Source organism: Nitrosomonas communis, assembly GCF_001007935.1.
In the GTDB taxonomy this organism is placed as follows: Bacteria; Pseudomonadota; Gammaproteobacteria; order Burkholderiales; family Nitrosomonadaceae; genus Nitrosomonas; species Nitrosomonas communis.
Genome location: NZ_CP011451.1, coordinates 1,825,522 through 1,850,805, shown reverse-complemented (window position 1 = coordinate 1,850,805; position 25,284 = coordinate 1,825,522). Strand labels below are relative to the sequence as shown.

Below are 25,284 nucleotides of genomic sequence, written 5' to 3'. Positions count from 1 at the left end.
ATGAGTTATTCAAATACTGCTACAGAGACTTACTCCGTCACTGATATTGAAACAGTCATGCGGAAAGTTACTGCTGACATCGTCATGATCGCCGGCAGCACCGGCGCCATTTCGGAAGAAAAAGCGCGCCAATGGGGGCATGATATTGAAGTTCTCGCAAAAAACGGCTACTTAAAAGCAGTGGATTTGACGTTATTTAGCGGAAATAGCGAAATAAAGGCGGTACGTTATGACATTAACACAGAATCAGGAGCATTGACCACAAGCCGACCGGGTGGCGTACTTTGGCCTCGCGTCAATCAACCTTATCTTCAAATAATTCTGATGTACACATCAGAATACAATTCCGAAGCTCGATCCAAATTGAAACCAAAGCTTTGTATCGACTGGGTTCCTACCAGTGTAGATACGAGCCATTCGACATTGAAATCCAATTCAGGTCGAAACTATGTCAGTAACGCATATGGTATGCAGCGCAAGGATTTCAACTAATGAGTAATCAAAATAATATTTTTGATAGCAAAACAGCTCTCCCCGATAGCTCTCTGGCGGCAAGGGAGAAAACACTACTTGGATTTGATTCACGCTACGAGAAAATCCATGATCAACTGCGCTTACTGCTCAACCTTAATGAGTTGGCAGATTGGAGTAAAAAGTATCATGGACAGCGCATCCCTCTTTGTGATCTTGTAGCGGACCAATACCCGTTGGTGATTTTTTATGGCGACGTAGGCACCGGAAAAACGGCATCAGCCGAATGTATTGCCAATCGCTTAGCAAAAGAATCTGGGACTGAAGATTCTATGCTATTCAAGTTGAGCAACAGGGTGCGTGGCAGTGGAAAAGTCGGCGAAATGGGCACATTATTGACCCAGGCTTTTCAAGAAGTTATCCAATCGGCTGGCAAAAGTAGGCGTGCAATTTTGATTATTGACGAAGGCGACTCCCTAGCCACTTCTCGCACTCAGGAACATAGCCATCATGAAGATGAGGTTGCGGTTAACACCTTAATACAATGCGTAGATGACTTGCGGAGGTTTGGGGGACGAATAGTAGTATTCCTTTGTACTAATCGACTTTCAGTACTCGATGCAGCTCTACAAAGACGAGCAGCGATAATAGAAGAGTTCCTTCGGCCAAATGAAGAAGAACGACGGTCATTATTGAAAATGGATCTGGCTGGAGTTTCCCTTACCGAGAGCCAAATAGCCGAGTTAGTGGCTGCTACAGGACCAAAAAATGATATTCCAGGTTGGACCTTTTCAGACATTCGGACCCGGTTATATCCGGCAGCATTGGCTTCGGCTTTTCCCAATCAGCCACTTAACTTTACACATATTCATGATGCGGCAAAAAATTTGCGTCCATCACCAATTTTGGAGGATTTTTAATGGCAAGATCACCGCTTTTCGGCCGTAGAATTCATATTGCAGGGAGTATTCCGAATGAAGCAAAGTACGCGTCAGCCGAGGAAGTTGGGCGTGCCCGCCAGTTGGTGGAAAGTTTGGTTAAGGAATTGCTCCGTAAGGGCGCTACTTTCGTTATTCCTGTGGATGCTGAGAAAGTACGGGAGTCCGATGGCCTTCCAATCTGTTTCGATTGGCTAGTCTGGGATACTATCGAAAAGAATTTGGCGAATCGTCCGGCTGATGCAATTAGTTCACTCGTAATCGCTGTCAAGCACCACAAGAACGAAGAACAGATTCCCGAGCAATATCAGTCCCTGTGGGATAAGTTCCGCGGCTCTCCTCTAGTCCAGATCGAAAGCGCGGCACATTGGAACATGAATAGCAAACGGATGGAGGTTCAAGCGCGCTGTGGAGATATTCTGATTGCGATTGGCGGTGGTGAAGGGGTGCTATTTTTAGCAAATCTCTATCACGATGCTGGTAAACCTGTTGTTCCTTTGAATTTCAAGCTTTGTTCACCCAACACTGGGGCACAGAAGATCTTCGACTATGCTCAGACAAGTAATCATGCGCGGCGACTTTTTCAAACAGAAGGTGGAACCCCGACGCATACTTGGATCAACCGGCTTGATTTTCCGTCGCGAAAAGAAATCACCGAAAGAGTACTTGACATAATTGACCTCCTTGAGGATATTTCGCCACCCAAGGCATTCGTTGTTCGGTTACTAAATCCAGCTCATCCAGAATATCTTGATGTTCAAACTTTTTTTGACACGGTTGTTCAACCCATTGTAGAGGGTAAGTTCGGGTATAAGTTGACTGTAATTGACGGAAATCAGGTATATGATTACGCCAGAATCGATGAAGAAATTTTCGCTAAACTCCATCGCAGCAGCGTTGTCATCGCTGACATCACTGGTTGCCGTCCAAATTGCTATATAGAGCTGGGGTATGCATTCGGGCGAGGTCTCCCCACTATGCTCCTTGCAAAAGATGGAACTGATCATCCTTTTGATATTTACTCATTTTTCGGCCATCACTGGAAAACGACTGGAACAGTAGAAGAACGTCAAAGGGAGTTTAGCAAACACTGGGAGGCCATTAAAAATCGTCCTCCCTTAGTGCCAATGGAGCCTCTTATCCCATGAATACTAAACGTGAAGTTTTTATTTCAGTAGATGTAGAGACTTCGGGACCTATTCCCGGAAAGTATAGTTTACTGACTATCGGTGCTTGTGTAGTTTTTGATGATACGATGACGTTCACCTGTAAGCTCAAGCCAACAAATCGCAACGCAGATCCAGAAGCTTTGGCAATAACTGGGTTATCACTAGATACACTCGAGCGAGAAGGGATCGCAGCGGCCGAGGCAATACAAATGTTTTATGACTGGGTCCTACATGTCGCCGGATCCGACGGTACACCTATTTTCGTTGGATTTAATGCAGCATTCGACTGGTCGTTTATCAATTACTATTTCCATTACTATATTGATAAAAATCCCTTCGGATTTGCTGCCTTGGACATTAAATCTTTATATATGGGTTTTACGAAGTGCTCATGGGATCAAACCAAATCAAGTCAAATTTCATCTAATCTCAAACCTAAGCTCATTGCTACCCATGATGCGCTTCAAGATGCACGGTATCAGGCTGAACTATTTCGTTTAATTCGATCAAGATAGCAGCTCGCGCAGTCCTCACGGACAAAATGGGCCGCGCACAAAAAGGGTCATGTCTCGCAACTGAACATAGGGCCGTAGGGCATAATAGGCGAAGCCTTATTGCGCCGCCATGACCAGATTTAATAGGGATCTCAGGATCAGGCCTTACATTTGACATCACCTTTCACGTCCCCACTGGATGGACTGCCCCACAAAAAGGGGTCGCGTCTTGCAATTGAACATAGCACAAAGGGGCTAGGGCGCGAATAAGGAACTTGATCTATTCGAGTGTCTCCACAAAGCTTTTTCGAATAAAGAAGGCAAGCCTCTTTAAAAAATCATATTTTACGCATGATGCTTACAGGTTTATGATAGATTTTTATTGGATTTTTTAAATCTTTTATTTTGGAGATGCATACGTTGACATAAGGTTATGGTGCTGACTTTTTGCGAGAGCATATCACTTTACTTGATACTTAAAAGGTAAATGAATGAATAAAACTTTAATAGCATTTACATACTGGCAAGACGGCGGGATGTGGTTAGGTTACCTTGATGAATTTTCTGATCAGAACTTAACGTGTTGTGAAGAGAAGGGATTTGATCGTAAGAGCCGTAAAACGCAATAGGCGAAGCCGTATTGCGCCACCATGACAAGGTATAACATTCTGGCTACGCGAGCAATCTTCTTACTCTACGGTATCAAAACCACTTCTGCTGGCGGTATGCTGTTAAAGTTAGTGGCTGTTGCCCAGGAATAGGCACCAATGTTTTCACAATAGACAAGATCTCCAATCTCCAATTCTGGCATATCTTCGCTCACTGATATGATGTCCAGCGAATCACAGGTAGGTCCGGCAAGGGTGGTTATTTGCGTGACGCCCCTACGAAAAGTACGGTACTGGTATTTCCCATGATCAAAGACGATGCCGGACAATGAGCCATACACGCCATCGTCAAGATAGTACCAATGCTTGTTGCCACGAATCGATTTGCCCACAACCTGCATGACCAGATAGCATGCCGGCCCAACGAACGCTCGGCCTGGCTCGGCGATTATCTGGACATCCGGACTGAACAAGCGTTTCAATTCCTTCTTTATTTGAATAGACATAGGAGCGAAGCTATCCTTATCCTGCTCAAAGTGGCGAATCGGAAAGCCACCACCGATGTCGAGGATCTCCAAGGGCAACTGCTTCAGCTTAGTATGTCGTCAAAAATAACTTCCAGAAATTGGATTAGAATGTTCATGCAGGATTATGGATAATAAAGCCAATTTATAATTGGTGAATGACAAATTGTGGCTGTTTACGATAAAAGCATTGAACTGAAGATGCAGCGGTTGTTTCTGCTGCTATCAGAAAAGGATCGGCGGCGGTATGCGGGGATTGAAGCGGCCAAGCTAGGGCACGGCGGTATTGAGTATGTGTCTGGGTTATTTGATATGGATCCCAAGACGGTGCGACGTGGTCTGGTAGAACTGGAAGTGAGTGAGGATCCTGCGCCGAGCCGGATCAGAAAAAAAAGGTGCGGGACGTAAAAATGCAATGGTTCACAAGCCTACCCTGGAAGAAAATTTCCTCAGGCTACTTGCGGAATTTACCGCCGGCGATCCGATGCGCGAAGGTGTCTTATGGACCAATCTATCACGTTGCGAAATTAGTCGCCGCCTGGCTGAAATGGGCACATCAGCAAGTCGGTACACGGTACGTAAATTATTAAAGAAACATGGTTTAGGACAGCGTAAAACGCGTAAGAAAAAAACGCTGGGAGCCCATCCTGATCGGGATGCCCAGTTTCAAAACATTGCCAGACTTAAGGCAGCGTATATGGCCAAGGAAGAGCCTGTGATCAGTATTGATTCCAAAAAGAAGGAATTGATTGGCAATTTCAGTCGAGAAGGTTACACCTATACACAGACGCCTGTAGATGCTTTGGATCATGATTTTCCCAGTGCCGGTGAAGGCAAATTGATTCCGCATGGCATCTATGATCTGGCGCGAAACGAAGGGCATATGAACCTAAATACCAGCCACGATACCAGTGAATTTTGTTGCGACAGTATTGCGCATTGGTGGAAACAGCAGGGTTGCCAGCACTATCCCAAGGCCCGGCGGTTGTTGCTTCTCTGTGATGGTGGCGGCAGTAACGCCGCCAATCGACATGTGTTCAAGGAAGCTTTGCAGGTGCTTGCCAAACGGCTGGGACTGGAAATTCGTGTTGCCCACTATCCGCCTTACTGCTCAAAGTACAACCCTATTGAACACCGGTTGTTTTCGCACATTACGCGTGCCTGCCAGGGTGTGGTGTTTCATTCGGTCGCCATTGCCAAACAATTTATGGAGAAGACTAAAACCTGCAAGGGTTTAAAAGTAACCGTGGATATATTGACCGGGGTTTACGTTACAGGAAAAAAGTGTGCAGAGAATTTTCTTGAAAATATGAGGATCATCTTTGATGACTATCTTCCTCGCTGGAACTACCGGGCAGTCCCACAAACAATCTGATTTCGGGAAGTTATTTTTAGCTAAATCCTTAGCCTCAATGAATATCATTGACGCCATTTCAAGGGATGCGAGATAGTTCTCCTCGTTGGTACTCTGCGACCCAACGTGAAAACTCACTCCCACCGGTTTTAGTTTCATTTGAAAAGCTTTAATCAGAAGAGGAATAGCATCGGCCGGCTCAGCCCCGAATTTTAATGCGATCTTAGGGTCAGGCCTTACATTTGACATCACCTCTCACGCACCCACTGCGCACAAAAGGGTCGCGTCTTGCAATTGAACATAGCAAAAAGGAGCCAGGCCGCGAATAAGGAACTTGATCCATTCAAATGCTTTCCATAAAGCTTTCTCGAATAAAGAAGGCAAGCCTCATTCAAAAAATCATATTTTACGCATGATACTCACAGGTTTATGATAGGGTTTTATCGGATTTTTTAAATCTTTTATTTTGAAGATGCACACGTTGACATAAGGTTATGGTGCTGATTTTTGCGAGAGCACATCACTTTACATGATACTTAAAAGGTAAATGAATGTATAAAACTGCAATGGCATTACATACTGGCAAGACGGCGAGATGTGGTTAGGTTACCTTGATGAATTTCCTGATTATATGACGCAAGGGGAATCGCTCGAAGAATTAAAGGAGAACCTGAAAGATATTTATAAGGAACTGACAGATGGTCATATTCCTGCAGTCCGGCACCATGCAGAACTTAATATGTTGTAAAGAAAAAGGATTTGATCGTAAGAGCAGTAAGACGCAAAATAGACGAAGCTGTATTGCGCCGTCATGCCAAGGTCTAGCATTCTAGCAACACGAGCCATCTTCTACCATCTACGGTATCAAAACCACTTCTGCTGGCGGTATGCCGTTAAAGTTAGTGGCTGTTGCCCAGGAATAGGCACCGATGTTTTCACAATAGATAAGATCTCCGATCTCCAATTCTGGCATATCCTCGCTTACTGATATGATATCCAGCGAATCACAGGTAGGTCCGGCAAGGGTGGTTATTTGCTTGACCCCTCTGCGGAACGTATGGTAATGGTATTTCGCGTGATCAAAGATGATACCGGACAGTGACCCGTACACGCCATCGTCAAGATAATACCAATGCTTGTTGCCACGAATCGATTTTCCCACAACCTGCATGACCAGATAGCATGCCGGTCCAACGAACGCCCGGCCTGGCTCGGCGATTACCTGGACATCCGGACCGAACAACCGTTTCAATTCCTTCTTTATTTGGAGGGACATAGGAGCGAAGCTATCCTTGTCCTGCTCAAAGTAACGGATCGGAAAGCCGCCACCGATGTCGAGGATCTCCAAGGGCAACTGCTTTATAGCATGTCCCCTATAAATTGATTATAATTTACAGATGACCTATCCGATATTATTTCGCCGTAAAGTATTATCCGTTCGTGAGAAGGAGAACCTCTCAATGGCGCAAGTGGCCAAGCGTTTTGGTGTAGGGGTCGCCAGCGTGATGCGTTGGATCAAAACTCCCGATCCCAAGACCACCCGCAACAAACCTGCCACCAAGATCAACATGGAAATGTTGGCGCAGGACATCAAGAATTATCCGGACGCGTATCAGTACGAGCGCGCCAAACGGTTGGGTGTCAGCAAGCAAGGCATTAACCATGCTTTAAAGCGTCTGGGCGTGACTTATAAAAAAAAGCCTGTGTCACCCCAAAGCCAGCGAAGAAGAGCGGCGTATCTTCCAGCAAAAAATTGAAGACTATGAGCGAGCAGGCCGCGTTATCGTCTACCTTGATGAAAGCGGCTTTGCGCACGACATGCCACGCACGCATGGCTATGCGCCAGTGGGTGAGCGCGTCCATGGCGTAAAAAACTGGCATGCACGAGGTCGAACCAATGTGATTGGCGCTCTCATCGGAAAGACGCTGCTGACCATAAGTCTGTTCATCGCCAATATCACCGCTGACATTTTCTATGCGTGGATAACGCAGGACCTGTTGCCTAAACTTTTGCCCGCTTGCGTGATTGTCATGGACAACGCAACCTTTCATAAACGGCAGGATATCCAAACCGCCATTGCCAATGCCGGGCATACACTTGAATACCTACCGCCTTATTCCCCTGACTTAAATGACATTGAACCCAAATGGGCTCAGGCCAAAGCCATCAGAAAAAAGGAAGGTTGTTCCATCGAGCAGCTCTTTGCCGCTTATGAAATTTAAATCATTTTATATGGGATCTGCTATATCTTAGCCTCATTGAATATCATTGACGCCATTTCAAGGGAGGCAAGATAGTTCTCCTCGTTGGTACTCTGCGACCCAACGTGAAAACTCACTCCCACCGGTTTGAGTTTCATTTGAAAGGCTTTGATGAGGAGAGGAATGGCATCGGCCGGCTCGGCCCCGAATTTTAAGGACAGCTCGACGAGCGAGCCGACATTCGGCACTTTTATCCTGATCAAGACGTGCGCACCCGGCGCATATTTTGCGATCTTGTTGAGTTCATATTCTGAATCGAATGTCATTAACCGTACACCGTGCTGGGCCGCAAACTGCAAAGCCTCAGGCCGCTTGACTGTGTTCGCAAAGATTATGCGATCGGGTGTAACGCCGAGATCGAGCACCGCTTTCATCTCCTGAGTCGACGCAACGTCGAAACCGATTCCGTACTCTGCAAATATCTTCAGCACGAAGGGATGGCTGTTCGCTTTGACCGCATAGAATGGCTTTACGCTTGGCAGTAGCGTCTGAAACTTCTTCACCTGTTCGATGAGCAGGTTCTCGCTAATCAAAAATAGCGGTGTGCCGTGCTTTTTTGCAAGCGAGTTGATGGTTTTTTTCAACGCTGTCGTATTTTTCTTCATTGGCAGGCCAATTTACGAAGCCTTATATTTGGTGCTCCTGATTTTTCTTTTAGTCTGTTTCGCCGCCCGGCTTATAGGATCATAGGGCCATAGAGTGCCAACAGGCGAAGTCATATGGCACCGCCACGACGAGGTTTAACATTCGGGCTGCTAAATATATATAGATAAAATAAATGCTCTTTTTCAATCAAATTCTATCGCCATGCTAAGTGGTGACAAAAACCCATGCAATAATTTAATTGCATACATTTTTTATAGACACACATACCTCATATTGCCTTTCAGATAACAAGTTTTAGCCCATGCCGGGCATGCTAAAGCGCAATACGCTTCGCTATTGTGCTCTGCGCGAGCTGCCAAGAGGCTGGCCAGAAGACTATCAGGTATGATTAAAAAATGGAATTAGAACTGAGGAGAAAAGAATTTATGCCATAGTGTGCCATCGATACTGACCGCCCATGCGCCTCTGTTCCTGGCATCAATATTTTTCAAACCACCGACTTCTTCGTATAGAATGAAAGTAATGCCATCATCTGATGAGCTCGATACCGTTCCATCTTTTCCGGTGAGCCAGATCAAACCGTTTGGTGCGATGGCAATATCTTCTATATCCTTTGCCGATGTTTTGCTCCAATTTCCCGCGGCCAGATTCCACAAGGTACCATCGGATTTAACTGCCCATACCATATTTTCTGATTTAACAGAAATCCGACTAAAATTACTTCCCTCAATCTGCATGAAGCTCTGCCCTTGATCGCTACTAAACCATATCGTGCCATTTTTTCCAACCACCCAAACTTTTTTGCTATCGAATGCAATAGCAACATCTTCTATTTCCTTTGCTGCTGTTTCGCTCCAGCTGTCTGTGGCAAATTTCCATAAGGTACCATTGGATTTAATTACCCATGCCACACCATCAGGTCCAACAGATATTCGGCTAAAACCGCTCGTCGCAATTTGCGTGAGTGAGGAGGCGTAGATATTATCCGACTTCCAGACGGCGCCGTTCTTATCGGTAAGCCAGATGATGCCGTCAGGTGCGACAGCCACATCTCTCATGCCGTTTATGGATGTACGACTCCAGATTTCAGCCTGAACTAACAAAGGATACATTCCACATAATAGTAGAAATGCGATCAGCAAACTTCGCAATAAGCGCCCTTCTCGATGAGCAGATATCATTGGCAAACCTCCCCAGTTTTTCGGCAATCCTGAATCAATCGGAGCTCGGCAAGCTGTGCAGCAGAGGGATCAGTCTATATTCAATCACATCATACTACAGTTCATAAAATATCGACCTGTAGACCTGGCTACCGATACACAGCACAGCACTGCACAGTAAAGAGCAGACTCTCTACTCCACCGTTACCCGTGTTTCTGTACTCCTCGGTACTAAATAGTCAGCCATGGCTATTAGACGTATTTAACCATACATCGATGCGCTGACCCATGGTTTCAATAGTACAATAGCCATTAGTCAGCAAATGAAGACCGGCAACATCCTGTCCAATAACAGTGGGAAAACCTCGAATCCCCCATTGAATAGCCTGGCGGAAATGATCCTGTGTTGTTTGTTTAGCCGCATCCGACGTAAATACTTGCGAAAATGATTCGGCAGAGATACCGACATCTGTCGCGAGTTGAATCAGCGTTTGCAACTGGGTCACATCGATCTGCTCAACGTAAAAAGCATGTTGAATGGCAGCGAGTAACAGAAAGGTATACGATGAATCGATGAGCATAGCGCTAACCACAGCACGGCACGCAGGTTCGGTATCGTAAATGAACCCCGCTGGCAGAACCCCTTCAAACGTGAAGGGTTGTCCCGTCATACGCTGGACGCTATGCCAGTGCTGTAGTATCTCTGCCCGTTTCCCGGGGGTAAGCGCTTCGGTAGTGCCGGCACGCAGCCCGCCCACTACCAGTTTGATCGCCAAGCGCTCTCCATAATCATGCCTGATGGTTTCAATCACGGGGGAAAACCCCCAGCACCAGGAGCACATCGGATCAGCGATATACCACAATGTGTGTTCGTTCATACCAGCAGGCAAAGCCAGAAAAAGATAATTTATGCAGCTGTGCGCGATGCTTTCTTACGCTCATGTTCCAGCAGTAAGCGTTTACGTATCCGTATGCTTTTTGGCGTAATTTCCGCCAGTTCATCATCCGCAATGAATTCAATGGCGGATTCCAACGTGAGCTGGATCGGTGGTGTCAGCACCACGGCTTCATCATGGCCGGAGGCACGAATATTGGTCAACTGCTTACCTTTGATCGGATTGACCACCAGATCGTTATCGCGGCTATGAATCCCGATCACCATGCCTTCATAAACCGGATCGCCCGGGCTGACAAACATGCGTCCCCGCTCTTGCAACTTCCACAGGGCATAGGCGACTGCTTCGCCATATTCGGCAGAAATCAACACACCGTTTCTGCGTGCTGCGATCTCCGATCGCATCGGTGCGTATTCATCGAAGACATGACTCATCATACCGGTACCACGCGTCATGGTCATGAATTCCGATTGAAAGCCAATCAGACCCCGTGCAGGGATACGATAATCCAGTCTGACTCGGCCATGCCCATCCGATACCATATCAAGCAAATCGCCACGCCGCATCCCCAGCGCTTCCATCACGGCACCCTGGTTTTCTTCATCGACATCCACCGTGAGTACTTCGAAAGGTTCGCATTTTTCCCCATTAATTTCACGGATTACCACGCGGGGGCGAGAAACAGCCAATTCATAACCCTCGCGCCGCATATTCTCCAATAAGATCGTCAAATGCAATTCGCCACGCCCGGAAACCAGAAAAGAATCAGTCTCACCCGTTTCTTCCAGCTTGAGCGCCACATTGGTGAGCAGTTCTTTTTCCAGACGCTCGCGCAACTGGCGGCTGGTAACGAATTTTCCTTCTTTACCCGCAAAGGGAGAAGTATTGACCTGAAAAGTCATGGACAGAGTTGGCTCATCCACCTTCGGCATTGGTAACGCTTCGGGATGATCGATATCTGCCAGGGTCGTGCCGATGCTGAGCTCTTCAATTCCGTTCACTAACACGATATCGCCTGCTAATGCTTCACTCAGCGGCACGCGTTCCAGTCCACGGAAACCAAACACCTGGTTGATGCGCGCTTTCTTGGGCGTTTGCTCCCCCGTCATGACCATTACCTCCTGAGCAGGCTTGAGTCGGCCACGCGTAATGCGCCCCACGCCAATGCGCCCAACAAAGCTCGAATAATCAAGCGCATTGATTTGCAATTGCAGCGGTTCGTCAGGATTGCCAGCAGGTTCAGGCACATGCTTGAGAATAGTTTCGAACAATGGACGCATATCCGGGCTGGTTTGCTTCGGATCCAAGGTAGCATAGCCATTAAGTGCGGAGGCATACACTACTGGAAAATCCAGCTGCGCTTCCGTTGCATTCAGTTTATCAAACAGATCGAAGGTATGGTTGATCACCCAATCCGGTCGCGCACCAGGGCGATCGATCTTGTTAATAACAACAATCGGCCGTAGCCCCAGCGCCAATGCTTTTTTGGTGACAAAACGTGTCTGCGGCATCGGTCCTTCCACCGCATCCACGAGCAACAACACCCCATCCACCATTGACAACACACGCTCGACTTCACCACCAAAATCGGCATGCCCAGGCGTATCGACGATATTGATATGCACCCCCTCATAATCGACTGCGCAATTCTTGGAAAAAATCGTGATGCCACGCTCGCGTTCGATATCGTTGGAATCCATGACGCGTTCGGCAATGGTCTGATGCGCGGCAAATGTTCCTGCCTGATGCAGCAATTTGTCTACCATGGTAGTTTTACCATGGTCAACGTGAGCAATAATAGCGATATTTCGGAGTGGGCGTGACATATATTAAGTACCTAAGAATTAACTTGAAATGGACGTGAACAAGAAATAATTATACACTAAATCAGTAACATAATCAGTTATTGTGACCACCGCTAAACTTGAACGATTCCGCTAACCCCTTTGCATTGAGCATGCGATTCACGTAGTGATTACACATCTGTTAAGAGTACTGTGTGTGAGAAAACTGAAAATGATTCTCAACTGTTAGTTTATCTGCTGAGATTTAAGCAGGGATAATCATCTCTCTCTTGGCTGATGATTGATCCAGTTAAATAGTCAAATGTTCCATAATTTCCACAAGAACTTAGAAAGTTTATTGTTTATAACGCATTGAGAAGATACTTCTGAGTGATTACATAGATCATATGGCTGACTTTGTATATTTCTGCCATTAAGAAAGAAAAATTGTATGCAAATGTAGGGTTGCCTGCCTATTTGTTATTCATTAGTATCATCAGGCTTAAAGCTAATTGCATAGAGTAATGATCAATATTGATAGCATTACTCATAACAGAAGAGATGAGCGAGACATCGAATCAGAGAAAATCATTGCTATATCAATGACATACACTGGCATTAACTCGAAAAATCGAATTCAATTGTTAGTTTAGAAAAATTCTATTTTCCTCTTTATTTAAGCATGCTCTCTCTTCGAGAATACTGAATACTGGAGGTACTAGATGACTATCAAAGTCTGGTTTCGCTGGATGGATGGCTATCAGAAACAAGCTGCTGATGAAATCGTTGATCGATTGCACCAACAGGACATCAAAGTACACGACTATGATAATAGTTTTTCCTGCATGGCAGGCGTGATGTTTAGTAATAAGGTCACGCCAAAAATCTGTGAGCAATTACGCGAACTTAGCCGTAATGGCCAGATAGCCGTGCTTGCCTGTTGTAACACAACTATTCCGGGTGATGCCGTCTGGCAGCTATTGGAAGCAGGTGCTTCTGACGTCTTAGTGAACTCGCAAGATAATACCCTCATCCATGAGATCATTTCTCGTCTTCAACGCTGGGGGGCGGTGCATCATCTGGTGAATTCCCTCGCAGTGCAGAATGTATTAGTGGGAGAAAGCCAGGTCTTGAAGGCGATTCTACGTCAAGTGGTGGAAGTGGCCCATTTCACCGATGCTTCGGTTTTGATCCTCGGTGAGAGTGGTACTGGCAAGGAATTGCTGGCAAATCTCGTGCATGTCCTGGATCCCCGTGCGCACAAGGGCAATTTGGTCATTCAGGATTGTACCACGATCGTGCCGGAATTATCCGGCAGTGAGTTCTTCGGTCATGAGCGGGGTGCTTTTACTGGCGCGGTGTCTTCCCGTGATGGGGTGTTCGCGCTTGCCAACGGTGGTACGTTGTTTCTCGATGAAGTAGGAGAACTCCCTCTGACACTGCAAGCCCAGCTATTGCGGGTTATTCAAGAACATACCTTCAAACGCGTTGGGGGCAATGCTTGGCAGCAAACTTCATTCCGCTTGATTTGCGCCACCAATCGCGATCTTTGCGCACAAGTGCAACGCGGTGAATTCCGCGCTGATCTCTATTACCGTATCGCCAGTTATGTTTGCCATTTGCCGCCCTTACGGGAACGTCCTGAAGACATTCTTCCTTTGGCCAATCACTTCCTGAAGGTATTCCTCCCCAATCAAGAACCTCCTGAGCTGGATGCTTTAGTACAGGAATACCTGCTGCGTCACGAATACCCTGGCAACGTACGTGATCTCAAACAGGTTGTAGCACGTATGCTCTGCCATTACGCCGGGCAAGGAGCAATCACGGTAGGCTGCATCCCTCCGGAAGACCGACCAAATCATACTGATTACTGGAGCACATGGTGCGACGGTGGCTTTGAGCGCGCCATCCGCGTCGCCTTGACGCGCGGTGTGAATCTCAAAACCATCAGTCGAGAAAGTAAAAATGTTGCTATCCGAATTGCTGTGAATGAAGCTAGCGGCAACCTACAAAGAGCTGCCCAGCGTCTGGGCGTTACTGACCGCGCACTTCAGATGCGTCGGGCAGCGCAGCGCCAGGAAAATTGTTAGCGTATCTCACGAAAATAACCCAATACGCGACAAGATAAATAATACGCTCTATCTCACATGACCAATAAGCTAAAATCGAGCGCTTGCAGTCATTATTTTCGCTGAGCCAGCTAACTTGTCTGTCATTATTGATGATTTGCCATTTCTAGCTACGCTGATCAAATTTAGAAAATTTCCTCCTTATAGCAGATCCCATATAAAATGATTTAAATTTCATAAGCGGCAAAGAGCTGCTCGATGGAACAACCTTCCTTTTTTCTGATGGCTTTGGCCTGAGCCCATTTGGGTTCAATGTCATTTAAGTCAGGGGAATAAGGCGGTAGGTATTCAAGTGTATGCCCGGCATTGGCAATGGCGGTTTGGATATCCTGCCGTTTATGAAAGGTTGCGTTGTCCATGACAATCACGCAAGCGGGCAGAAGTTTAGGCAAAAGGTCCTGCGTTATCCACGCATAGAAAATGTCAGCGGTGATATTGGCGATGAACAGACTTATGGTCAGCAGCGTCTTTCCGATGAGAGCGCCAATCACATTGGTTCGACCTCGTGCATGCCAGTCTTTTACGCCATGGACGCGCTCACCCACTGGCGCATAGCCATGCGTGCGTGGCATGTCGTGCGCAAAGCCGCTTTCATCAAGGTAGACGATAACGCGGCCTGCTCGCTCATAGTCTTCAATTTTTTGCTGGAAGATACGCCGCTCTTTTTCGCTGGCTTTGGGGTGACACAGGCTTTTTTTTATAAGTCACGCCCAGACGCTTTAAAGCATGGTTAATGCCTTGCTTGCTGACACCCAACCGTTTGGTGCGCTCGTACTGATACGCGTCCGGATAATTCTTGATGTCCTGCGCCAACATTTCCATGTTGATCTTGGTGGCAGGTTTGTTGCGGGTGGTCTTGGGATCGGGAGTTTTGATCCAACGCATCACGCTGGCGACCCCTACACCAAAACGCTTGGCCACTTGCGCCATTGAGAGGTTCTCCTTCTCACGAACGGATAATACTTTACGGCGAAATAATATCGGATAGGTCATCTGTAAATTATAATCAATTTATAGGGGACATGCTATAAATCAAGTTTTCCTGGGATGGTGGCAGTCCTAATACCTTGATCTTAGTCAGTTCAACTCCCGGATGCAGCCACGGCCCGTCGGAGCCAAACAAGAGTTTATTTGCTCCCGCCCGTTTGACGGCTTGTTTCAGCAAATCAAAGCGTCGTATGCCAGAGGTATCAGCGTAGATATTCGGATGGCGAACCAGATGGTCGATCACACCAAGTTGAGCACGCGAGTCGTCGGCAAAACTGCCGAGATGCGGAATGATAAAGTTAACATCTGGATATTCTTGAGCAAGTAGCTCGCAAACAGACACCTCACCCACCACATCGTACAGCACCGGCAAATTGTAAATGCGCGCAGCTGTACAGATTTCGCGTGTAATGGAGGCATCGTGGCGGTGAACTTTGATGCCCACGAAACCATAGCACTCAACGGCAATCTTGACAAGTTCATGCACACGCCCCCGATCACGTGCAGGATGGACAAAAGCAAAGCCGAAAAAACGCTTAGGATTACTCGCTACGATGCGTGCCACCTCTTCATTGGCTATGGCATAGTTTGAATGAAAAGCGGCAAACAGCACCGTTTTATGTATGCCTGCTGCTGATGCGCGTCGCAGATAATCATGCAATGATGCCCTGGTGTCCCAGGGGCCGGTCAAGCCATCACCTGTTCCGGCATGACAGTGGCAATCAATGATCACGCTCCACCTCCTCTTAGGAAATTAAAAGATACTTGCTATATCAAAAGATGGAATATTTGATTAGCGAAAGCCGATCAACTACCCATTTCAGCCATGAGATTATAGTTCCTTCAAAAAACTGGCACAGTCCCTATGCTAGTATGATATTTTCATAAAATTTGAAACGAGTATGAATGTTAGAAACTGCATTATCTTAGCTCCACCACGCGGGACTCTGTCAGTGAGATCCAGGATCCGCTCACCCGCAGCTCATCGATCAGTACAATTGCTCTCTTTCCAGCCGGCGATCGACCAATTCCAGCCCGCAGAACCGATAGCTCAATAGCCATCGAATCCCAGTTAAGACGTGCATACTCTTCCAGTGCGTCATCATTGTCCAGATAAAACACCCCGGTACTCTCGCGAGTACCAATCCGCAGCAGATGCAATCGCTATCGCCGCCACTCATCGATTTTAATCATTGCCGGACTCTTAGCTACCCTTGGATCGCTACCGCTCAGTCGGCAGGTCGATGCCATCGTGGAAATCCTACCGGTTAGTGCTGATGCGAGGCCCGAATGAGGTATTCATCTCACTAGGTATTGTGCTCTCACTAAGCGGCCAAATATATCACTAGTCATTTTTGCTCTCCTCTCAATCTGCGAAACGACCTCATGTAAACATGCTGTGGCGAAGCCATTTCAATCTTCCAACGCGTGCTGCCTTCTGCATTTCATTCACGAGATGGAAATACTAAGCCCTATTATGAAGCTACCACACCACCTAAGCGGGCGCGCTCCTGGTTACTGTTCCCTTAGCCCCTCGGTATATGAACGCGCCGTCCTTGACAAACAAGACTCCTCCGTCAGCAGGATACACGGACGGGGCGGCCGAAGCATTGGCAATCGCAACGACACCCTGCCCTGCTCCAAATTGGCTGGTGGTACCTAAACCGATATGGCCACCCGCTGCCGCCACTGAAACACGATGATGGTCTCGAAGCCAGTATCACTTGCGTGCGGCCGTTAATTTGGTGCTTGTCTGACTGAATGGCAATTCCATATTACCCCGCGGGAGCTATTTGCCCAATTCATTAAGAAATGAATCAAATTCTTCAAGTTCCGGCTGGATACCTTGTTTTTGCTCCAGCGCAAGTCCATCCTCAAGAAAGCGGCCAAAATAATCGGCAACCTGCTGAATTTCTGCAGATAAGGGAAGCAACTTGCTATCCACCCTCATGATGTCATCTACCCGCTTGCGCTTGGCAGGCTCGGTGCCGTGATACAGTGCGCCTGTTACCCAGAAATATTTGAGATATCCATGGGTGTGAATAGCAATCGTCTGCCGAGCTTGTCTGGAGAGCTTGGGAGGTTTCTTGCCGGGCTCCAGCGGTAACTCCGCAATCCCCTTCGCGTTCTTCGAGTTAGCGATAAACTCGTGAAACCGGCGAAGGCTTTTCTTGCTATAGTAGGCATTCAGATTATCTGCTAAAGAACGTGAGGAATCGTAGGCACTCCCGATATTGATTCCATCAATGTCTCCAATTAAATCAGATCGGCTCGCTTCCCTCACAAGATAGTAATTCAGATCCAGCGGATCGTTTTTGTCTATGGGATTCCCGTGTTTGTCTGTTGCAAGCCAAAAATGCTGAATATAACGTTGCAAGGCACTACCCAAATCGCCTGACCAAGTCACGATTAGTTCCGGCCGGATTGGTATTGGAACACTCTGATTCTTATTCGGCTCCTGTTTTGGCGAGCCTTCAATCCCGGCAAGTGCATGTCCTATTTCAAGCCACTCTCCTTTGTCATAAAGTATTTTGTAGAGTCGAAGCCGTTCTTCTGCGGCTTGTTGCGCGGGATTACAATGTTTGGGCTTGGCTTGAAGCCGTTCTTCATCGGGAGTGCAAAACTTAAACAGTGGCTCTACGTTCCGATGTCGATACAATATCCAGTTGAATGGACCGATGAACTGTGGTTCTCTGGCATTACCATGAAAAACCTTTCGCACCGAGGCTAGAAACTGCAAGTGGGTTTGCCATCCAGGGCGGACCTTTTCCTTGGGGTCAACGATCGATAGGAACCCGGCCAGATCGATTAGCTCCACCACCACTTTGGCTCCGAACCTCTTGCCGTTTTTCAGCGCTAATATCACTTTTATTACGAGACGACGAACCAGGTAAGGTTTGTAGCCGATCCAGGTCGATGTGGTAAACACCCCGTCGCGCTTGACAGAAGAGAAACTTGCGCTACTTGAAGAGATAGCGCCGCCGATTGCAACATTACCCCACACCTTACCCAAAGGCCATTGGCTACGATCGAGATCGTAATCATAGTTCCGCCGGGTTCCCGCTTTTTCAATTTGAACCCTTCCGCTTAGTTTCACCGATCCGTTGTATGACGATGGAGGTTTTCTAAAAAATCCCTGATATTGCCCACTATCCCCCAACGTCAAAGTAATCTCTGGAAGGCCATCGATCTTGAGCTTGTCAAGCGACAGGACTGGTATTGTGCCACCTTCTTCAAATTCCTCTTCGCTCAATTGGCCAATATATTCACCATACTTTTCATTTTCCTGTTCCTTGACCGCCCAGTTCTCTTCCCGTTCGTCATAATCCTCGATTTCTTGCTGGTGCTTTTCACTCTTACGAATGACACTTTCCCAGAAAGATGAACGACACTTAATATGAGCCGCATAGTCATTATCTAATGGAAAGGCTGGCGGCTGCGTTTGTAGGAAATGAATTGGAAATGCTCCTCGTCGATAAGTCGAGTGAGCCATGATGTGAGTGGCAATCCATTCATTCACGGCTGCCTGTGCATCTGCTGCACAAAATGCTTCAAATTCGTGATTCAGGACATTAATGAGGATGGCCAATCGGCCACTCGGCATACTAAATACTTGGGTTCGACGATTGCGCGCTAATCGATCAACAGCTCCCCGACTAATGTCAAATCTTCTTAGGGGTCCCATGCCACTACGCACATCAGGAGCACAGAGGTGATCAGCTCCAAAAAACTTCCGAAATTCATACAGTGAATTCGAGTCTTTCCCGATGTTGCAGGCACGAAATTGGATTTCACGAATGCCCTGGGCTTGCAAGCGCAGCATTTTATTGATAAGCCTATTCACTCGATCTTGTTTGTTGGCAACCTTTCCGGGGAATAGTGAATCCACGAGTGAGTTGAGGCGAGCTTGGACAATCCTCTTGGCTGCATCCACTGTGGAGACTTTGGGAGTTATCTTCGGCCATCCAGCCATCATCTGTTGCCATGTTTTGGAATGCATGACTTCCACAATCCGCCGCCACCTCTCCAAATCCATCCCAGAAGCTCGCTCCCAAAAGGTGTCACTTTCTTTAGCCGTACGGATCAATGATTGAATATATTCAATTCCTGTCAGGATAAATAAGGCAGTTTTTGTCGCAGATATTCTAGTTGCGCTTGCCAAAGGCATAGTCAAGCCATTAGGGTTCCCATGAGCATCGATCACAAAGTTCTTTTGATTCGATGCCAGCATCAAATCCATGAGATTTTCGAAATTTGGCGGTTTCAAGATGGTTATTCGTTGAACTTTCAAATTTCCAAGCTGCGGGAATGAGTCAAAGTATTTTTTTCCGTTCTTGTCGGCGACAAAAGCATCTGCTTTTCCATTATCGCTAACCTCAGCCAATAATTCCGCGTATTCGGCCGGGTCGGTTAAGTCGCCGGTTTGTCCCTTTTCAGATTTCTTTGCTTCGACCAATGCGCGCCGGGTCTCCGACCCGGCGATGCCGTTGGCCCTAAGACCCCGCTGTTGCTGAAACCGGCGCAACGCGCTCCGCATCGCCGCGTTCATAATACCGGTGACCGGGAGCCGTAGACCCAAAACCTGATTCAATGAACTTTGCACCCAGCGGACGAACGCAGTGCCGTGCACGGGGCAGCTACAGGAGACAGATTCACCTTCAACCTTGTCCACAAACAACGGAGGAGATGAATGCCCCCATATACGGCGCTTGGACGACCAGGGCGTGCTGCCTCGCATTCCCTCCTTCCATTCGGAGTAGGTTAGCTCAGCACCGAAAGTCTCTGGATCGAATTCGCTCTCTTCTTCCCCAAATTCGGAAGAAGCCTTAAATGGCTGCTCTTTAAAACTGTATTCATTGCTCATGACTAAACTCCATAATTATCTTCCAATGTGCTGGCGTTTATTCCGGGCTTACAGCGGTTATTCACAGAACAGAAGAGTCAAGGGCGCCCTCATCAAGGCGTTAGAAACAGCAACCATTCGCGATCCTCCGGTAAGTTGTTCCTGGCAAAGAATGCGTTTTCCTCGATAGCGTTCGCCCTCTCGCAATGAAATTCACTCCGCCCCCATTTCACTTGCATTCATTTTTGTTCTCCATTTTTAGGACCCCTGGCTAATTACGTTTTCATGATATTTGTCGCCGCCTCATTCTTAATCCATTTCATTCTTGAAGTCGGGGCTTTTTGCAAGTTGTTGGTGAACTCCGCGACACACCAACTCAGCCTAAAGAATATCCTTACTAGTAACTAACCAAAATTGCCCATCCCAATTTTTTTCACAAGAAATAAGCCGTAGTCAAAAGAGAGATAGGGCTTTCCTCTCGGCTATTGCCTGAGGATCTAATATACGCCGAGGGTCCAAAACAGGGGGCTCTCTGAACTTTTCTTCATCAAAGGATTCAACGTCTAGGAAGAACAGCTTTCCAAGGATGGCTACATTCGCGCTTGAAGGCTCGGAGACTTTTATTAAACCGAAAGTTAGGTGAACGAGACCATTTGATTTAGTATTGAGCTTATCCAAGCGGCAAGTTATGCGGTTCTTATCAATCTTAGTGTCTAATAACATTGTTGCGGAGGGGCCTTTGGCGTCACGCACCAATTCAGACACGTCAATTTGGCTTTTCTTCTGGAGGTTGGGAGTAAAAGTGGCCACGGCGCTAGCAACTCCAAAAGGTCTCACGACCGGTCTTGAGCCACTTCTTTTGCACGCGAGCTTTGACCTTAAGTCTACGGTCGAAGAAAACAGGTACCAAGCCAGCATTTTCTTCTGCTGGTCAAACAGCCCAAACACGACATTGATGTTTCGTTGTCCACCACAGCGCACCTCGAAACCGCTCAGGCCGCGTACCCAATGCGCGGGATGCAAGGGCGGGGCCTTCTCAATGGTAATGTTTGCTCCCATCTTTGTAAGCGCTCGGCCAACTGGTGTGTTCTGTAGGCGCTTAGCCAGGGCCTTCCTCTGACGTTCTCCAGCGGCTTCTGGCCGCTCGAATTCAAAGTCGAATTCTGCAGTAAGTGGTACCTTGGCCGATGCAAGCGGTGTCACCATATCTGTCTCAGCATGTTTTGCAGCAACACTGCCGGGCGATTTTCCACTTCTCACAGCAATTAGCGCACGTTCTGTATCAGGACCGGCAATGCCATCGACAGGGAGCCCTTGGCGCTGCTGGAAGCTGCGAACAGCGCTCCGTGCCGCCGGATTCATGATGCCGGTAACCGGGAGCCGCAGTCCCAAAACCTGATTCAACGTGTTTTGCACCCAACGCACATACTCGCTGCCATGCCGTGGACAGTTAGGCGCTGGGCAGGTGCAACTATGGGGTGCTGTTATAACGCCCGCAGGCCAGCGCCTATATTTCCCGTGTTTATGAAACGGATAATTACCACGAGGTTTAGGTTGACCTGATGGGCCAGGTCTTCGGTAAGCAGCAGGCCTAAGCCCAGTTGGACGCATAGGCATACGCTGCCCCCTTCTGATTTCGGTCTCCCATTCTGCCTCGCCTAACTCCGTGTCGAATTCAGCGCATGTTCCACACTCATGACCAGGATTCCCTTGCAGCTCCCAAAAGTTATCAATTGTCTCATCCTCGAATTCATCCATTTCGGATGCATCGCCTACGCTTTCGGGTTCTAGATTCAATGCATACTTCATAATTGATCTCCTTCAGACTTTACTCTGAGCGGCAATCAGCTTCGCTCAATGCGCAGACGGTTCGCCATTTTGTTTGTCAAGGGTGCATACCCCGTCCGCCGGCTATTTGCCAAACGCTGATTAGGGCCGGCAACCCTATTTTTTGGCTGCTGCATCGCGAGTCGTTTTTGAAGCAATAGAGATGGCTGTGCATAACGCGCTTCCGCTGCGCGGGCATCGACGGTTTCCGAAGTTAGATCAACCCCCGACACTGCATAGTAGGCATGTATATAGCGCTGAATTTCAGGCCGCCAGTCACGCGCCCAATTTCTGGCCTGTTCCTGATTATTAATATCAATCCAATCGCCATAGCGGATGGAGAGCAAGATCTGTTCCCCTTTTATGGCGAGTTCATGGAAATGTGTGACGGTGACATCCGACCAGCCCTGCAAGCGCTTCATATCATCCACTGCCCCCATCCATGTTTCCTGGTATGGCACAGAATAACGGCCCCGCAAGAACTCCTTCGTTTCGGGCCGTGCCAGCATCCATTGCATCAGCAACATCTCATGGCGTGCAGTCCATGGCAAATCGCCGAACTGGTTGATTGCTCCCTCCGCCAGGATAATATGTACTTCTCGCAGTGCGTTGAGTAATGAGAAAGCATCGGCTTTGATGGTGTTATCATCATCTTCACGGTAGAACAATACTGTACGATAAAGCAAATTATGAAATGCCTTGATAAACTGGGAGCGGCTATCGGCAGATTCCAATTTGGGCACAGCTTTACCTACCAGAGTAATGCCGTATTGACTGTCGTATTCGTAGCAACGGCGTTGTATGCTTAATCGATTAGGCTCATCCTGGATATATCCCCAAAGAATATTATTCAGAGGACGTAAAGAATCAAGTGCCAGATTCGCCAGCGGATCCTTTGCGTGCCGCTTCTTGTTTTGGAATCGCAGGGAAATGGCATTCATTGTCTGTACCAGCATGCCTTCCTCGTGCCAATAGGACCAGATGAGCTCCAGGAGGCTCGGGCAGCTAAGCCGATGCTGCAGAATAATATTACAATACGGCGGTCCCTCTTCAGTGCTCAAATTCAATGAAGGAAGAGCACTGACGATTCGCTTCAAATAAGGTAGTGCTCTGTTAGCGCCTAAGGTGGTTGTGAGATAACGTTCTAAGGTACTCTGGAGCGTTCCAAAAGAAGTATCATTTAAGTTACCCCGCTCTTTTTCTACCGGCACATTGTCATCACACTTACGTCCGCGAAGACCAGAAGAATTAGGTACGAGAAATCGACCGCTGCCAGGATCTCTTGCTCCTTCAATCACTACTCCGCTTTCAAACAGCAAAAATGCCTGTGTCGCCAGTTTTAATAACTGATAGGCATCGGTGCCATAAATGCCGGGTCGCCTGCATAATTCTTCATACCTTTCATTAATCGACGGCGATCCGATCGAGCTGGTTTTAACGAAATTATTAGATGCTTCAATATCTGAAGTACTACACGGCATATTTCGACAGTTATCCGATGTAGAGCCTATCCCTATTGGACCTGAATCCTCAAACTCTGGACAACATACTGCTCTGCCCTGGTCAGATGTGCGGGGGGCACAAAATACTCGCTCGATAAAATTATTGTATTGCTCAAAGCTAATAGCATTCGTACGATCCCGAATCGCTGCCCAAAGTGCCTGGTCGTCCGTTGGCGTTCCTGCTGAAGGCTCCAAAGCTGTGCTTGTCTGCCTAACGAAACCTGCATCGAAATACGCAGTCGCTTTTTGTATAAGCGTCGTGATTGCGCTTCCTCCTTCTATATCACTATATGTTCCAGTAGAATGGTGAATTCGAATGCGATTTTCTCCAAGATCATTGTCATCCTTTTCATTTTCCATAATATTTCTCCTCAATTAAAATCAATTGCATCCGTTGTGCTATGCCACCCTCAGGTTCATGAAGACACCTTGACTATCGGGGGCGTTAGTTCAGGCATTACACAGGTTGCATGAGTTCTTAATGTGCTGCGTATTGCCCAATGGGTCAGCAGCTTGGTCAAAATTGCGCTCTCCTGTTCCGGACTCATCCTGCCATTGGAACGTGCCTGCCCAATCACCGCAAATACCAAAGTCGGAGCAGTGCGATACATCGCTGCGGGTGCCCGCTGCCAGTGTTCAAAATAAGCATTTAATCGATCAGGTTGACGATTGGCGCTATCCATGACCTCAATCAGTGACTGGCCATGCAAACTTCGAGGCTGATGGTGAATTAACAGGTCGATGAACTCAGGTATCCCGGCTTCAAGCTGATTAAGTAAGGTATAACCGGCCGTATCCAAGTCTGCCTTTGGATAAAACGATTTCCAGAGTTGAGCCAGTCGATGCCACTGTGGATGAGGATAAAGTGCCTGACCCATGGCGCAACTCAGGATGACCCGGATCCAGGGAAAAGGATGGGAATCATTCATGTTCATGCGAAAGACAAAAGCCCGTGGCAGACTTACTACCCCTATCAAACCAAGGGTTGAAGTCACCCCTACCCTGGCAACCGACCAGAAATCTGCAACAATTTCCGATATCCACCGTTCCCAGTGGCGCCAAATACTATCCTTGACCTCACGCTCCTGTTGTTGCAATACCTGCCGAAGGGAGTTGGTGAGATTCAGCAATGCCGCCGCTTGGTGACCAACCTCATGGATCAAAGATGAGGCAATGCCACTACCAATCATCCGCTCGCGCGGCACCCGAATCACGGCCACCGGATTTTCTCCACCACCCGGCAAGCGAGTCCTGGCCCGGCGAATCGCCGCACCCGAGCCACGATCCAAATAACAGATCACGGGGGGTGGCACATAATAATTCTCCAACCTCAATGCATCTGCGGCCACGACATCGAGTCCAGCCAACCTAATACCAGTTTCATATTCGCTGCGTTGCGTCAAGACATCTGCAAAAATATCAAGCTGTGAAAGCGTTGCGTTGAAGCGTAATCGCAATAAGCTCAAACGTTGCTGCGCCTCAGCTGGATGAGTGTTCTCGTCGTCCAGGCCATGCAGCCAGTGTAAATAGGCTTGTACCTGCAACCGCAATGTATGCCGCCCCGCCATCAGGTAGCGATCGATCGCGCTTTGAGCCGCTAACGAAGCATTTGCCGCCGGCACAGTTGACTCGGTCAATACAAACGGTTTTACCTGAGACAGCCGAACTAGCATGGCACGAGCCTCTTGCATCAACATCCAGCGCACATAAGCAGGTTTGTTCACCATGAG

General features: G+C 47.6%; 25 protein-coding genes and 1 pseudogene. 11 read left to right on the top strand and 15 right to left on the bottom strand.

Going from position 1 to position 25,284, the window contains the following annotated elements; translation table 11 throughout:
• Genes AAW31_RS08460 through AAW31_RS08445 form a run of 4 tightly spaced genes read left to right on the top strand, consistent with a single transcriptional unit; the run spans position 1 to position 3,093 of the window.
• The gene (locus AAW31_RS08460) at positions 1-492 is read left to right on the top strand and encodes an HORMA-1 domain-containing protein (protein WP_046849901.1); all 492 of its coding nucleotides are present in this window, start codon (positions 1-3) and stop codon (positions 490-492) included.
• Positions 492-1,391, top strand: coding sequence for an AAA family ATPase (locus AAW31_RS08455; RefSeq protein WP_046849900.1), 900 nt, complete (start codon positions 492-494; stop codon positions 1,389-1,391). Before AAW31_RS08460 ends, AAW31_RS08455 begins: the two co-directional genes overlap by 1 nt.
• The gene (locus AAW31_RS08450; protein ID WP_046849899.1) at positions 1,391-2,557 is read left to right on the top strand and encodes a hypothetical protein; all 1,167 of its coding nucleotides are present in this window, start codon (positions 1,391-1,393) and stop codon (positions 2,555-2,557) included. Before AAW31_RS08455 ends, AAW31_RS08450 begins: the two co-directional genes overlap by 1 nt.
• Positions 2,554-3,093 carry a 3'-5' exonuclease gene (locus tag AAW31_RS08445; RefSeq protein WP_046849898.1) on the top strand — a complete coding sequence of 180 codons (540 nt, stop codon included), beginning with the start codon at positions 2,554-2,556 and terminating at the stop codon, positions 3,091-3,093. Before AAW31_RS08450 ends, AAW31_RS08445 begins: the two co-directional genes overlap by 4 nt.
• A 673-nt stretch (positions 3,094-3,766) precedes the next feature.
• On the opposite strand, the gene AAW31_RS08440 is transcribed toward AAW31_RS08445, so the two are convergent.
• Entirely contained in the window at positions 3,767-4,258 is a 492-nt protein-coding gene (locus tag AAW31_RS08440) for a type III PLP-dependent enzyme domain-containing protein (RefSeq protein WP_052752157.1), read from the bottom strand.
• 147 nt (positions 4,259-4,405) lie between these two features.
• Here AAW31_RS08440 and AAW31_RS21925 point away from each other — a divergent pair, with 147 nt between their 5' ends.
• Complete coding sequence (locus tag AAW31_RS21925) at positions 4,406-4,612, top strand: hypothetical protein (RefSeq protein WP_046851391.1); 207 nt, start codon at positions 4,406-4,408, stop codon at positions 4,610-4,612.
• 7 nt (positions 4,613-4,619) lie between these two features.
• Positions 4,620-5,579 (top strand): ISAzo13 family transposase, encoded by a 960-nt coding sequence (locus AAW31_RS08430; protein ID WP_052751990.1) that lies wholly within the window; start codon positions 4,620-4,622, stop codon positions 5,577-5,579.
• 33 nt (positions 5,580-5,612) lie between these two features.
• Here the strand turns inward: AAW31_RS08430 and AAW31_RS23580 are convergent.
• A pseudogene (locus tag AAW31_RS23580) lies at positions 5,613-5,807 on the bottom strand (hypothetical protein); the annotation flags it as partial.
• 346 nt (positions 5,808-6,153) lie between these two features.
• Between AAW31_RS23580 and AAW31_RS20575 the strand changes: the two are divergent.
• A complete protein-coding gene (locus AAW31_RS20575; protein WP_144412891.1) occupies positions 6,154-6,306 on the top strand; it encodes a type II toxin-antitoxin system HicB family antitoxin in 153 nt (50 codons plus the stop codon).
• 108 nt (positions 6,307-6,414) lie between these two features.
• On the opposite strand, the gene AAW31_RS08425 is transcribed toward AAW31_RS20575, so the two are convergent.
• Complete coding sequence (locus AAW31_RS08425; RefSeq protein WP_144412890.1) at positions 6,415-6,912, bottom strand: type III PLP-dependent enzyme domain-containing protein; 498 nt, start codon at positions 6,910-6,912, stop codon at positions 6,415-6,417.
• A 43-nt stretch (positions 6,913-6,955) separates the two neighbouring features.
• On the opposite strand from AAW31_RS08425, the gene AAW31_RS08420 reads away from it, so the two are divergent.
• Positions 6,956-7,315: an IS630 transposase-related protein gene (locus AAW31_RS08420; RefSeq protein ID WP_046849897.1), complete on the top strand. Its 360-nt coding sequence runs from the start codon at positions 6,956-6,958 to the stop codon at positions 7,313-7,315.
• Positions 7,248-7,781 carry an IS630 family transposase gene (locus AAW31_RS08415; protein WP_309567617.1) on the top strand — a complete coding sequence of 178 codons (534 nt, stop codon included), beginning with the start codon at positions 7,248-7,250 and terminating at the stop codon, positions 7,779-7,781. Before AAW31_RS08420 ends, AAW31_RS08415 begins: the two co-directional genes overlap by 68 nt.
• Before the next feature lie 20 nt (positions 7,782-7,801).
• On the opposite strand, the gene AAW31_RS08410 is transcribed toward AAW31_RS08415, so the two are convergent.
• The 4 genes from AAW31_RS08410 to typA form a co-directional block, all read right to left on the bottom strand.
• A complete protein-coding gene (locus tag AAW31_RS08410; protein ID WP_052752155.1) occupies positions 7,802-8,425 on the bottom strand; it encodes a type III PLP-dependent enzyme domain-containing protein in 624 nt (207 codons plus the stop codon).
• Between the two features lie 402 nt (positions 8,426-8,827).
• A complete protein-coding gene (locus AAW31_RS08405) occupies positions 8,828-9,607 on the bottom strand; it encodes a tectonin domain-containing protein (protein ID WP_046849896.1) in 780 nt (259 codons plus the stop codon).
• Between the two features lie 218 nt (positions 9,608-9,825).
• A complete protein-coding gene (locus tag AAW31_RS08400) occupies positions 9,826-10,464 on the bottom strand; it encodes a DsbA family protein (RefSeq protein ID WP_046849895.1) in 639 nt (212 codons plus the stop codon).
• 29 nt (positions 10,465-10,493) lie between these two features.
• A complete protein-coding gene (typA, locus tag AAW31_RS08395; protein ID WP_046849894.1) occupies positions 10,494-12,308 on the bottom strand; it encodes a translational GTPase TypA in 1,815 nt (604 codons plus the stop codon).
• Positions 12,309-12,988: 680 nt separating this feature from the next.
• On the opposite strand from typA, the gene AAW31_RS08390 reads away from it, so the two are divergent.
• Complete coding sequence (locus tag AAW31_RS08390) at positions 12,989-14,356, top strand: sigma 54-interacting transcriptional regulator (protein ID WP_144412889.1); 1,368 nt, start codon at positions 12,989-12,991, stop codon at positions 14,354-14,356.
• 206 nt (positions 14,357-14,562) lie between these two features.
• Here AAW31_RS08390 and AAW31_RS08385 read toward each other — a convergent pair whose 3' ends face one another.
• From AAW31_RS08385 to AAW31_RS08370, 4 genes are all read right to left on the bottom strand, one after another.
• A complete protein-coding gene (locus AAW31_RS08385) occupies positions 14,563-15,033 on the bottom strand; it encodes a transposase (RefSeq protein ID WP_144412830.1) in 471 nt (156 codons plus the stop codon).
• Positions 15,029-15,388, bottom strand: coding sequence for an IS630 transposase-related protein (locus AAW31_RS08380; RefSeq protein WP_046849893.1), 360 nt, complete (start codon positions 15,386-15,388; stop codon positions 15,029-15,031). The genes AAW31_RS08385 and AAW31_RS08380 overlap by 5 nt, the downstream gene beginning before the upstream one ends.
• Before the next feature lie 13 nt (positions 15,389-15,401).
• The gene (locus AAW31_RS08375) at positions 15,402-16,115 is read right to left on the bottom strand and encodes an amidohydrolase family protein (protein WP_046849892.1); all 714 of its coding nucleotides are present in this window, start codon (positions 16,113-16,115) and stop codon (positions 15,402-15,404) included.
• Positions 16,116-16,303: 188 nt separating this feature from the next.
• Complete coding sequence (locus AAW31_RS08370; RefSeq protein WP_046849891.1) at positions 16,304-16,543, bottom strand: hypothetical protein; 240 nt, start codon at positions 16,541-16,543, stop codon at positions 16,304-16,306.
• A 395-nt stretch (positions 16,544-16,938) separates the two neighbouring features.
• On the opposite strand from AAW31_RS08370, the gene AAW31_RS21275 reads away from it, so the two are divergent.
• Positions 16,939-17,085, top strand: coding sequence for a hypothetical protein (locus AAW31_RS21275; RefSeq protein WP_158441453.1), 147 nt, complete (start codon positions 16,939-16,941; stop codon positions 17,083-17,085).
• 86 nt (positions 17,086-17,171) lie between these two features.
• Here the strand turns inward: AAW31_RS21275 and AAW31_RS08360 are convergent, their stop codons facing one another.
• From AAW31_RS08360 to AAW31_RS08345, 4 genes are all read right to left on the bottom strand, one after another.
• A complete protein-coding gene (locus tag AAW31_RS08360) occupies positions 17,172-20,120 on the bottom strand; it encodes a peptidoglycan-binding domain-containing protein (RefSeq protein ID WP_158441451.1) in 2,949 nt (982 codons plus the stop codon).
• Between the two features lie 558 nt (positions 20,121-20,678).
• Entirely contained in the window at positions 20,679-22,034 is a 1,356-nt protein-coding gene (locus AAW31_RS08355) for a peptidoglycan-binding domain-containing protein (RefSeq protein ID WP_046849888.1), read from the bottom strand.
• Positions 22,035-22,069: 35 nt separating this feature from the next.
• Complete coding sequence (locus AAW31_RS08350; protein WP_052752154.1) at positions 22,070-23,914, bottom strand: hypothetical protein; 1,845 nt, start codon at positions 23,912-23,914, stop codon at positions 22,070-22,072.
• Positions 23,915-23,970: 56 nt separating this feature from the next.
• A complete protein-coding gene (locus AAW31_RS08345; protein ID WP_046849887.1) occupies positions 23,971-25,281 on the bottom strand; it encodes a hypothetical protein in 1,311 nt (436 codons plus the stop codon).
• Positions 25,282-25,284: the final 3 nt, after the last annotated feature.

Coding starts and splice junctions, on each gene's coding strand:
- AAW31_RS08460 (WP_046849901.1), top strand. CDS start 1: ATGAGTTATTCAAATACTGCTACAGAGACTTACTCCGTCACTGATATT.
- AAW31_RS08455 (WP_046849900.1), top strand. CDS start 492: ATGAGTAATCAAAATAATATTTTTGATAGCAAAACAGCTCTCCCCGAT.
- AAW31_RS08450 (WP_046849899.1), top strand. CDS start 1,391: ATGGCAAGATCACCGCTTTTCGGCCGTAGAATTCATATTGCAGGGAGT.
- AAW31_RS08445 (WP_046849898.1), top strand. CDS start 2,554: ATGAATACTAAACGTGAAGTTTTTATTTCAGTAGATGTAGAGACTTCG.
- AAW31_RS21925 (WP_046851391.1), top strand. CDS start 4,406: ATGCAGCGGTTGTTTCTGCTGCTATCAGAAAAGGATCGGCGGCGGTAT.
- AAW31_RS08430 (WP_052751990.1), top strand. CDS start 4,620: ATGGTTCACAAGCCTACCCTGGAAGAAAATTTCCTCAGGCTACTTGCG.
- AAW31_RS20575 (WP_144412891.1), top strand. CDS start 6,154: ATGTGGTTAGGTTACCTTGATGAATTTCCTGATTATATGACGCAAGGG.
- AAW31_RS08420 (WP_046849897.1), top strand. CDS start 6,956: ATGACCTATCCGATATTATTTCGCCGTAAAGTATTATCCGTTCGTGAG.
- AAW31_RS08410 (WP_052752155.1), bottom strand. CDS start 8,425: ATGAAGAAAAATACGACAGCGTTGAAAAAAACCATCAACTCGCTTGCA.
- AAW31_RS08405 (WP_046849896.1), bottom strand. CDS start 9,607: ATGATATCTGCTCATCGAGAAGGGCGCTTATTGCGAAGTTTGCTGATC.
- AAW31_RS08400 (WP_046849895.1), bottom strand. CDS start 10,464: ATGAACGAACACACATTGTGGTATATCGCTGATCCGATGTGCTCCTGG.
- typA (WP_046849894.1), bottom strand. CDS start 12,308: ATGTCACGCCCACTCCGAAATATCGCTATTATTGCTCACGTTGACCAT.
- AAW31_RS08390 (WP_144412889.1), top strand. CDS start 12,989: ATGACTATCAAAGTCTGGTTTCGCTGGATGGATGGCTATCAGAAACAA.
- AAW31_RS08380 (WP_046849893.1), bottom strand. CDS start 15,388: ATGACCTATCCGATATTATTTCGCCGTAAAGTATTATCCGTTCGTGAG.
- AAW31_RS08360 (WP_158441451.1), bottom strand. CDS start 20,120: ATGCGAGGCAGCACGCCCTGGTCGTCCAAGCGCCGTATATGGGGGCAT.
- AAW31_RS08355 (WP_046849888.1), bottom strand. CDS start 22,034: ATGAAGTATGCATTGAATCTAGAACCCGAAAGCGTAGGCGATGCATCC.
- AAW31_RS08350 (WP_052752154.1), bottom strand. CDS start 23,914: ATGGAAAATGAAAAGGATGACAATGATCTTGGAGAAAATCGCATTCGA.
- AAW31_RS08345 (WP_046849887.1), bottom strand. CDS start 25,281: ATGGTGAACAAACCTGCTTATGTGCGCTGGATGTTGATGCAAGAGGCT.